This is a genomic window from Sphingomonas faeni (assembly GCF_024273235.1).
In the GTDB taxonomy this organism is placed as follows: domain Bacteria; phylum Pseudomonadota; class Alphaproteobacteria; order Sphingomonadales; family Sphingomonadaceae; genus Sphingomonas; species Sphingomonas faeni_A.
The window spans coordinates 1-921 of sequence record NZ_JANBVH010000098.1 but is presented as its reverse complement, the minus strand read 5'-3'; the positions used below and the strand labels follow the sequence as shown (position 1 = coordinate 921).

General features: G+C 60.2%; 1 protein-coding gene. It reads right to left on the bottom strand.

The window, feature by feature from the left end:
• The coding region (locus tag NLI89_RS21655) for an IS481 family transposase (RefSeq protein ID WP_254688793.1) at positions 1–921 on the bottom strand (921 nt) is incomplete at both ends.

Sequence of the window (921 nt, the reverse complement as noted above, 5' to 3'; positions counted from 1 at the left end):
CTGGTGGATCGGATTGACGATGAACCTGTCAGGCTCTGACGTCCAGATTTTGGCGATGTATTCGTAAGGCGTGAGGCCCCTGAGCGTCTTGAGCCGACGGGCGAAATTATAGGCTGCCATGAAGTCTGCGAGGTGCACCCGCAACTGCTCGTGGCTCTCGTAATGGAAGCGTTTGACCGTCGCCTCCTTGATGGTGCGGTTCATCCGCTCGACCTGACCGTTCGTCCACGGGTGGTTCGGCTTGGTCAACCGGTGCTCGATGTCGTTTGCTTCGCAGATCATGTCGAAGCGCATCTGACGCGACCAGGCGGTGTTACGGTTGCGCGGCTGCTCGGCAAACTGGATGCCGTTGTCTGTCAGGATCGTATGGATCCGGTACGGCACCGCTTTCAGCAGGTGTTCAAGGAACTCCCACGCCGTTCGCCTGTCCGCCTTGTCGACGAGCTGGGTGACCGCGAACTTACTCGTGCGGTCGATGCCGACGAACAGGTAAAGTTTGCCTTCGGCAGTCTGAACCTCGGCGATATCCATGTGAAAGAAGCCGATCGGGTAGCGCTTGAAGCGCTGTCGCTTCGGCTTGTCCCCCTCAATGTCCGGTAGACGGGATATGCCGTGCCGTTGCAGGCAGCGGTGCAGCGCTGACCGTGTCAGATGCGGGATCGACGGCTGCAACGCGTATAGGCAATCGTCGAGAGGCAGTAATGTGTGACGCCGGAATGCAACGACCGCTGCCTCCTCGGCTTGGGTCAAGGTCGTGGAGTGAGGGGCCTTCGGCCCGGTCTTCAGATCCTCAACCGTTACCCGCTTGCGCCATTTTGCGACCGTCTTCGGGTTGATCCCCAGCTCTCGGCTCAGCGTCGAGAGCGAAGCTTGCGATCGCTGTATTGCTGCTCTGACGGCGTGCGTGGTCGTGGCGCTCCC